Source organism: Sphingobium sp., assembly GCF_032153725.1.
Taxonomy (GTDB): Bacteria; Pseudomonadota; Alphaproteobacteria; order Sphingomonadales; family Sphingomonadaceae; genus Sphingobium.
In genome coordinates, this window is sequence record NZ_JALDYQ010000002.1 from 1 (window position 1) to 9,534 (window position 9,534).

Below are 9,534 nucleotides of genomic sequence, written 5' to 3' on the forward strand. Positions count from 1 at the left end.
TGGTGAATCAGAAAAAGCCGCCGCCGTGAATCCCTAAAATGTCACTACAGCCTAGTGCCATCGACAAGATGGCCTGCGAACGGCAAAAAATGGTCGAAACCAGACCAACGATTTTTCTGTCCTACAGCCCCTTGTCGGCGCTATGCCGCCTGCGGCTCTTTCAACCGTAAAACCCAATAGGAAATTTCCGCAAGAGCCTTACTTCACGCAACATCTACCGTGTCACTTATGTCACCCAGATCCTGTCGCTCAATCCCATCATGGCAAGCTGGCCATCACCGCAATAAAGGCGGCCGCCAGCCCTTCATGTCCACCTCATCGCTGACCTTATAGGGAATCCCTTTCGAGGTCAGGAACAGCCGCTCCATCTCGCCCCGGGTGAAGGGCCGCGATCCGAGCCGCCCGAACACCGCGATCTGCCCGCCCGTTTCGTCCACCGCCCGGTCGCGGTCCAGCCCCTTGGACAGCGCCAGCGCCGGCGAAGGCGTCCGCGCCCAGGCGATCAGTTCCGGCTTGGGCGCGGGGGAGAAGCCGTAGAAATTGGGCTGGCTCGCGGGACTGGTGAGCTGGATCACCTTCATGCCCGCCCGCCCGTCCGCGACATAGGCGAACAGCGACGCATTGGTCGTGCCGACGATGACATCCTCCACATCGGTCATCTGACCGCCGAACGTCTCCTTCAAATAGACGCTGGGCCGGAGCGGATTGGTGATGTTGACGATCGCCAGCCCCTCCGTCTTGGCCGCGACATAAGCATAGGTCCGCGCCAGATAGATGCGCCGCGCGTCGGCCAGCGGCACGGTCGCGGAGGGCACCGCCACCGGATCGGTCAGGTGCGTCACGTCGAACAGCTTCAGCCCCTCCGCATCCGTCACCCACAGATAGCGGAACTGGATCGCGCTCGCCCGCGCATCCTTGAGCGGGCGGACGGCGGCAAGGCGCGGATGCAGCGGATCGCTGAGGTCCACCACCACCAGCCCCGCATCGGCGGTGATATAGGCGATCTGCCCCGCCAACTGGATATGCCGCGCCCCGTTCAGCACGCCATCGGGGTTCCAGGTGACGGCGCGCTTCAGGAAATTGTTGCGGAACTCGCCATCGGCCATCGTCTCGATATTGACCATGATGAGGCCCTCGACGCTATCCGTCACCGCCGCATAGCTGTAGATTGGCAGGAACGCCTGTTCCTGATTGATCTCGCGCCATTTCTTCGTATTGCGCAGCGGGTTGATCGGCTGGTTGGTCGGCAGCGCCATGCACGTCGCATTTTTCGTGCGAATGCCCGTATCATGGCCGAGCTTCGAGAAAGGTCCGCTGATGATCGGCTCGGAAAAGCCCTTGTTCGCGATCGACGCCACGTCATAGACGCGGAAACCGCCCTTCCCTTCGGCCACATACATATATTCGCCGCGCAGTTGCAGACAGCCGACGCGATCCGCCGTGCCCTTCACGACATTGCGGAATTCTTCGACCGGATGCGTTTCGCCCGAAGCCTTTTTGTCGAAGATCTTGCCGCGCACCCAGTTCTTCAACTCGCGCCCGTTCTGCTCGACATGCAGCTTCCAATAGTCGGGATAGGCATATTTCTGGAGATAGCTGCCAATCACCGCCTGCGGCTCGTCCCATTCGGTGACGCGGATCGCCTCGAACCCGCCTTCCAGACCGGTCCAGGCGTTCAACCCGACGAAGTTCACGAAATTGGTGCCGAGCAACAGCAGTTGCGACATGACGGCGTTATTGTCGTCCTTCGCCGACACATGGCAATCGGAACAGGTCTTCGTCTCGGTCCGGCGCACCGTATGCGGGAAATGCGGTGCGAAAGCTTGGCTTGAGAAACCGATGCCCGACACTGGCGGCTGCTGGATATAGATGCGCTCGCGATTGATGTTGGTGGACGACAGGACCAGCGCCGATGTCGATCGAACCGGGGCGGTTTCATTGCCCTTGGTCGTCATATGCTTGCCGAGCTGGAACATTTCGTCGCGCGCCACCTGCGGGTTGTAGGTCGCGAAATTGCGCGTCTCCTCCCCGTCGAAATGATGGAGCGACGTCTTCCAGTTCGCCTCGATCGGCAAGTGACAGCCACCGCAACTGGTGGTCCAGCTGAGATGGCAGGTGAAACAGGCCATGCTGTCATCGCCATGCGCCCGGTCTTCCCTGGCAACGCCGGGCCCGAAAGCGAAACTCCCATCCTCCGCGCCCGATCGACTCATCAGCTTGGCGCGGGCGGCCTTGGCATTGAAGTGCGGGCTGGCAGGATCGACCGCATCCTTGACCAGCGACACCTCCCATTCCAGCTTCGGATCGACGATGGACCGCTGGATCAGCTTCCGCCGCCCGCTGGCGTCGAAATACCATTCAAAGCGGCGCTTGCCGTCCGGATTGCGGAGCAGCGCAAGGTTGGTGCCCTTGGGCGGGGCCGCCGGGCCGGAGGTCAATAACGTCGGATAATTGTCGACCGTACCGTGGCAGTCCTTGCAACCGATCTCGATCGCGTTCGCCACCTCGCCATAGATGAAGCCGTTGCCATGACTGTCCTGCGCGAAATGGCAATCGGCGCATTGCAGGCCCTTTTCAGCGTGGATATCCATGAGGTGGACGGCCTTGCCGGGATTGGTGCCGACAGGCACGAACTTGCCCTCGCCCCGTTTGCGCCATTTCTCCGGATCGTCGGGCGAGACGATCTTGCCATCGGCATCGAGCAGATTGCCCTCCCGGTCGCGCTTGAAGACGCCGCGGAAGTTCCAGCCATGGCCGTGATAATCCGCGAACTGCGTATCCTTGGCCTTGTCGTTCAGGTCGTAGACGTTGCGCAGGAAGTCGAGATCCGACCATTTGCCGCGCGGACTCGCACCTTCGGGATTACGTTCCAGGGTCTGGTGCACTTCTCCTGCGGTCGGATATTTCTGCTTTTCCGGCCACATCAATGGAGCGTCGGACTCATAATCCCACATGGTGTAGCCGAGATAACTGTTCAGGAAGATATTCGGCTGGTGCATGTGACAGTTCATGCACTGGGCAGTCGGGATCGCCCGGGTGAATGCGTGGCGGATCGGATGCCCGCTTTCCTTGACGGCGCCGACCGGATGATCCGGCGCGACCTCCTCGCCATGCGGGCCTTTCAACCCGCCATGGCTCATCTTGTTGGCGATGGTGGGATCGACCGTCGCGGTCTGCCCGTCGCGGCCATATTGGGCATAGATCAGGCTGTGGCGCGGTTCACGGTCATTGGCATAAACGACGTGGCAGCCCGAACAGCCCGAATGGCGATAGTCGCCCGGCTGGTCGTTCGTTCCCATGAACCACATATAGGGGTCGTTGAGGCGCGTCTTGTGCAGGTTCAGCACCGGGATCGCCACGCGCAGGCCGGTGCCAGGACCACGGCTCGACTGTTTGAGGTCGGGGCGGCCGGGTTCCTCCAGCCGCTGGATCGATCCGGTCGGGTTGGGCAGACCGATTTCGGGAAATTGCGTGGCGATATTACGCCCGCCGCGCTCGAACACGCGGAACACGTCGCCGGGCGGCATCACCTGCCAGGTCGGCAGCGGATAGAGTTCGGCCAGCGCGCCGCGCGCCTTCTGCTCAGGCGTAAGCGTGCCGGGCGGGCTGCCGGGAGAGACGATCTTAGCCGGCTTGCCATCCCTGGTATAAGCCTCCCCCAAGGCATAGTTCTTGAATAAGACGACGCCATTATTATAGGCCGCCCCACCCCACAGCATCGCGCCGGATGCCATCAGCGAGCGCTCTGCCGCCTCAATCACCTGCATATGGCATGAGCCGCATGCATCGCGTGCCACGCGATAATCGCTGGGGTTGACGAAGCGGACGAACTCGGGCGCTTCCCGGTTGAGTAGCGAGTAGCTGCGCTGCGGGTTGGCGGAGGAGGGATAGTGCCAGCTCTTCGGATAGCGCGGCAGAACATGCGCCTTCTCCCGCGCGGCGACATAGGCGGGGTCTTCGAAGCCCAGAGCCGGATCGCCGCGCACCGCCGCATTGCCGCCATGGCAGTCGGTGCAGCCCAACATCACCGCCGGGGTGGCGTGCATGGACGGCTCGTCGGTCTTGCTGTGGCAGCTGTAGCAGCCGTCGGATTTGGCCGCGACCTGTTCGGCGGTCTGGCTCATCGGTGCGGCGGGCGCCGGGATATAATGGCGCTCGACCGGCTTTTCGGCGTCGGAAGCGTGGAGCATGGCAACGGGCAAAAGGAGCGCGGCCAGTAGCAGCGTCGCAATACCCAACATCAGGGAAAGGGAAGGTCGCGCGAGCATCAATAACTCAAAATCAAATTGGCGAGCACCGAATAATAATTCCGGTTACCCTCGCTATTGGTGAAGAGATCACGAAATCCAGCACCCGGCAGCAAAGTCGCTCCCGACAGACGAAACACGATATTTTGCGTCGCATGAGGCCGCCAGATCGCGGCGGTCGACAGATCCCAGCCAATCGACTTGGGAATACTGCCTTCATTGCGTAACGCCTGAAGCGTGGCCGTATTCTGGAACCAGAGGTGATTGGCATTGGCCGACAGGCGCAGTTCCGGCATCAGGTCGAAATCCGCGCCTGCCCCCAGAAGCATGGTACCGGGATTGTTGAAATTCGACTGCCCCTGTTCCTTCGACGACCGCAGCGAGTTCAAAATGCCGTTGCGCCCGTTGATCCCGATGACGCGACCGCCCCCGGCAAAGGGAATGGTCTGCCTGATCCAATAGCTGGTGTCGGCCCCTGCAAAAACCGGATTCTCGAAGATCGCGTCGAAGCCGTTCTCGCGATTATCATAGGGATCGCCGTCCCCGCTGGCATAGAGGCCTGAAAGACGGAAACGCATCCAGTCCTTGTCGTAGCTTGCCTCTGCCGCCGCGAAAAAGGCGCGGATCTGCGCGGGCTTTGAGGTAAAGAAACTGTTCCGATCCTCCCCCAGCGCGCCGTAGAGCGAGGCCGTCAGGTTCATCCGCCCGATCCGTCCATCGGCATTATAGCCAAGATAAACGACATCATATTCCCGCCCCCGCAAATCGCCCAGCAACGCCGGACGCACGGGGAAGCCATTATCGTCAATCTCGACGTCATGTTTCTCGCGGTTCATATTATAGACGGCCGTGATCTGGCTGGTGAGTCCGGGGATCAGGAAATCCTGCCGGTAAAGATTGGCAACGAACACCCAGTCGTTGCGCGGCGTCTGCACGATCGAATTCAGGCCGCTATTAGTGTCCTTCTCCAGCCGCCAAAAAGCCGCCAGATTGAACTGGAAACGGTTATTGTCGCGATTGCCGAACAGCCGGATGCCAAGCTGCTGGTCATTGAACAGGAAACCACGAAAGTCCGACTGGAAGGGCTGAATGCCGATGCGCACCGACCGGAAATCATAGCGATCCGATGTATTGGCGAGGTGATAGTCGACAAAGGCTTCCTGCACCCCCAGAAAATGATCGGTGCGGTGCGAGGGCTTTGACGGCTCCACGAACAGCACGCGTCGTTCGGGCACATTCACATGGTTGACGTTGAGCGCCAGCGTCAGGCGATATTCGATCTCCGGCGGCTTGAACGCGGTCGCCCCCTTGATCAGCGCCACGCCACCGATGAACGTCTGGCTCAACACGACGCTGGCATCCTTGCCGAAGACATCGAGGCTGCCGGGCCGCTCGGTCGTCTGCACGCCGACGGGAATCGGGAAGGTACGCGGTTCCAGCACCGTGTCGCTCACCGCATTGGCGACGAAGAACCAGTCGTCGCCCCTGATCGGCAACCACTTCACCTTCTCGCGGTCAAGGGGTCGGTCCCCCTTTAGCGTGTTCTGATGATAGGGATCGAACCAGCGCTCCTTCACCAAACCCAGGCTCTCGATCAGGCGCCAGCGATCCGGAAGCGGAACCTGATCGACCGGAAAAGCCTCGGGCGGCGGGGCGCGGACGGCACCCTTATTGTCCTGCGTCACGGCTTCGGGCAGCGGCACCTCGTAGCCGGGGCGGCGGCGGCCCTCGATAGACTGTTGGTCGGCGTCCAAAATCTCCTGCCAGTTTTCTGGCGGAGCGGGAGGCACCGGTTCCCCCGGCTGGGCCAGCACGAACAGCGGCAGGAGAGAGGCCAGACCCATCTTCTACAGCCCCGCGCAGACATTTTGCGACGCACTGTCGAGGAATGGCGCGAAGGGGCAGCCCACATAGCGTAGCCGTACCGTCGCATTGCCGAGATCGACAACGATCTGATCGGCACGGATCGCAGCTGGCGCATTACCAATCCCGCCTACCCGCGTCCCCGCATTGTTGAGGCCAAGGAAGCTGATCATGTCGTCCTGATCGATCCCGTCGCCCGACACGCCGATGCCGCCGACCAGCATATTGCCGCGATAAATGGGCACCGATCCGGGGAAGATCTGGACACCATTTTGAATGCGATTCTGGTTCGACACAGTCGGCACGGCCGAGCAGCGCTGGGGCGCATCTGTCGCGCTGGCGCCGGTCACATAGGCAAGATGCGCGGCAAGATCGCCCACCACCAGCGCCGATTGGAGGCCGGTCGAGAAGGGATTGAACTGAGCGATCGGCCGGGAGAAGGGGCCGTTGGGCCGCCCGACCTCGCCATCGGGGAAATAAGGCCGAGACAGATTGCCGTTGGCGCGATCGGTAAAGGCATGCTGTCCGGTCAGCGCCGAGGGATCGTTCAGGAAGGTGCGCGCCTTGCCGACGAAGGCCGCGACATCGCTGCTGCTGCTCGCCAGCAAATCCGATGCCGCATGGGAGCCGGAAAAGAAGGCCGCCGTGCGCGCCTTCTGCAAGCTGACATCGGTGCCGAAGATCGGCGCATCGGGCGAGCGGACGATGCCCAGCGGCTGCCCCCGCGTATCGACCAGGCTGATCGTCACCTGCGCACGGCTGTCGAGCGGTTGGCGAATCTGCGCCCGCGCGCGGCTCATGATTGCAAAGGCTTCTTCGAGGATGACTGTGACTTCCGCCGCCGTCAGCGGCTGCGCCACATCGCCCGCATCGGTCCCGGCGCGGATCGGGAAACGGTCATTGCCCGACCCGTCGGTCAGGACGAAAGCGTCACTTTTGGAAAATTCGGCTGTCCGGGCCGGACGCACTCCTGAAGCTTCCATCCCGTAGGCAATGCCTCCCAGGATTGCGGGCGCCGGATCGCCATAATAGCCGCGCACGGCGACCAGCGATCCCGCGCTGCCGTTGATCGCCGCGAAACTGACCGCGCCAGTCGCCAGCAATCCACCATAAGCCGCATCGGAATAGCGCAGCGACGTGCCGTCAACGAAGATGCGATCGGCACGGATGCTTTCGGGCGCTTCGAAACCCAAGGTTCCGGCCAGCGCGATAAATTCCTCGGGATCATTGTCGGCATCGCTGACATCCGGATCGGAGCCATAAACCCCATCCGCCATCACGCCGATGCCGCCCACGACAACGCCATTCTTGTAGAGCGGGAAACCGCCCGGATCGGCCGCCAGCCCCAGCGGCGAGCGCTTCGGTCCGATCATTGCCGTCGTGCCCGATGACACGAAACGCGCGGATAGGTCCGAACAAGGCAATTGGCTGAACTGCACGCCGAACAGCGGCCCGCTCTCCAGCCCGGCGGTATTCGGCGCGGGCGGAAAATGCTGTTGCACGATCATGCTCGCCGTGCGGGTTGAAAAGGCATTGCCTCCGCTCGAAAGATAAGCGCCGGTAATGGCCTTGGCGATGGCGCCAGCCTCTGCCGGGACGGTCAGGTTCTGGGCGTCGATATTGTCGCCATTGGGCGCGGAACTGGTGGTCGCATCCTTCAACGCGCCGGTCATGCGGAACACCGCCAGCACATTGCCCACCCGGTCGGTCACAGCGATCACGGCGGGTAAATTACGGGCTTTCGCCTCCGCCACGGCATGAGCGACAACCGTTTCGACATCCGCGACGGTCAGCGATTCCTGCGCGGGAACGGCATAAAGGCTGGTGGGTGTCGGGGTCGGACCGGGCGTCGGCGTGCCGCTGCCGCTGCCGCTCCCTCCCCCGCCGCCGCAGGAGGACAGGATCAGCACCGCGCTCGCCGTCAGCGCGCTCAGGCGGCGATGCCTTCCCCTCATTGCAGCGCTCCGATGCTGCGCGCCGCGCCGCCCAAAGCAGAACGGAAATCACCCGGCCGATAGTCGTTCGGCTCCTTGACCGCCGCATAAGCGCGATTGACGTCGGCCCTGATGCCCGCCGCCGCGCCCACGGTCACGCGCCCCGATCTGACCAGGCTGTTGAGCAGCGTGTCGACCGCCATGACCGCCTGTACCGACCCTTCATAATCGGTGAAGCGCGACGATATGGCAGTGCCCGCAATCTCCCGCACAATGGCAAAGGCCATGTCGCCCTTCATCCGGCCGCCCGCAAAGGCCTGCGCCAACGCCCCGGCACTCTGGGCCAGCCTGCCCGCCGCCGCGACCGCAGAAGGCCTGTCCCTGGCGATCGCCGCATGGAAAGCGCGGCTGTCAGCATCGAACCGCCCCGCCAATGCCGGAGCCGCCACCCGAGCCACCGCCGAAAGCATGATCATGTTTTCGTCGTTGAAGGGCGGCATCCCAGCCGGGATCGGCCGCCCTGGATTGGCTTCCCAGCTCTTGCCGCGTTCCGCCTGATCGTAAATGCGGCGGTGGCAGCTCTGGCAGTCGAAGAAATAGAATTCGGGAAAAGCCCCTTCCGTCCCCTTGCTTCCGGCATAAAGGGTCAGCGCCCGCTCGACCGCCATGGCCTGTCCCACGGCCCAGAGTTGCAAACTGTCGGTTCGCCCCTTGCGCGCGGCATAATCAGCATCCTCGTCATGATGCGCCTGCATCGAGGAGAAGAGGTCCAGCTCGAAGGAAATGCGCGGATGCCCCGCCGCCATGATCCGGTGCGTGACGAACTGCCCGTCGCGCGCGCTGCCGAAATGGCAGTCAAGGCAGACCGAGGCCCGCGCCTGCGGCCGGTCGAGCGGCGTCATCCCCGCCGCGACATTGCCGGCATGACTCGCCCCCACCGCATAATGCGAGGCGATCCAGCCACCCGCCGGACCATGGCAGGCCTCGCACCCCACGCCGTCCTGCGCCAGAAAGCGCGCACCGCGCGCGGCTGCCGGGGTGGAATGGCATCCAAGACAAGCAGGGGCCGCCATGGGGTCGCCCAGTCCCAGAGTGGCAGCGATCTGCCTGCCTCGGGTTCCGCCCAGCACCGCAAAGGCCCGGCTATGCGCGCCCCCCGGCGTCGATGGTTCCTGCCAGCGCATCAACTCGTCCTGCCGCACGACCTTGCCGTCGGCCTCCATCCGGCCGTGGCAGGTCGACCCGGCGCAGGATGCGACGCCGACATAGAGCCGGCCCGCCGCAGCGGCATCCGCCGCGCCCGATCCACTGCCCGGCAGGCCGCACAGCAACAGCACCGCCAGCAGCATGACGCTTAGCGCCATGCCGCCCACGGACCTGCCGATCACCTTGCCGTTTCCGCCCCCCATTCGTCACGCCCCCGTGCCGGTTGAATCGGACGCTATTCCCCTTGCGTCCAACCGTTCCATTCTCTCTACGGGTTCAACCCG

The 9,534-nt window shown here is 63.1% G+C and carries 4 protein-coding genes; all 4 read right to left on the reverse strand.

The genetic code is table 11. The features are described 5' to 3' along the window. Positions 1-275 precede the first annotated feature (275 nt). The 4 genes from RUH75_RS01035 to RUH75_RS01050 are packed head-to-tail and all read right to left on the reverse strand — an operon-like array spanning position 276 to position 9,453. Complete coding sequence (locus tag RUH75_RS01035; protein WP_313801294.1) at positions 276-4,241, reverse strand: LVIVD repeat-containing protein; 3,966 nt, start codon at positions 4,239-4,241, stop codon at positions 276-278. A gap of 26 nt (positions 4,242-4,267) precedes the next feature. Further along, positions 4,268-6,091: a hypothetical protein gene (locus tag RUH75_RS01040; protein WP_313801296.1), complete on the reverse strand. Its 1,824-nt coding sequence runs from the start codon at positions 6,089-6,091 to the stop codon at positions 4,268-4,270. Positions 6,092-6,094: 3 nt separating this feature from the next. Next, a complete protein-coding gene (locus tag RUH75_RS01045; protein ID WP_313801298.1) occupies positions 6,095-8,065 on the reverse strand; it encodes a heme-binding protein in 1,971 nt (656 codons plus the stop codon). Continuing rightward, positions 8,062-9,453 (reverse strand): multiheme c-type cytochrome, encoded by a 1,392-nt coding sequence (locus RUH75_RS01050; RefSeq protein ID WP_313801300.1) that lies wholly within the window; start codon positions 9,451-9,453, stop codon positions 8,062-8,064. Before RUH75_RS01050 ends, RUH75_RS01045 begins: the two co-directional genes overlap by 4 nt. Positions 9,454-9,534: the final 81 nt, after the last annotated feature.

Excerpts from the sequence above, each read along its gene's own strand:
- RUH75_RS01035 (WP_313801294.1), bottom strand. The coding sequence starts at position 4,241 with ATGTTGGGTATTGCGACGCTGCTACTGGCCGCGCTCCTTTTGCCCGTT.
- RUH75_RS01050 (WP_313801300.1), bottom strand. The coding sequence starts at position 9,453 with ATGGGGGGCGGAAACGGCAAGGTGATCGGCAGGTCCGTGGGCGGCATG.
- RUH75_RS01040 (WP_313801296.1), bottom strand. The coding sequence starts at position 6,091 with ATGGGTCTGGCCTCTCTCCTGCCGCTGTTCGTGCTGGCCCAGCCGGGG.
- RUH75_RS01045 (WP_313801298.1), bottom strand. The coding sequence starts at position 8,065 with ATGAGGGGAAGGCATCGCCGCCTGAGCGCGCTGACGGCGAGCGCGGTG.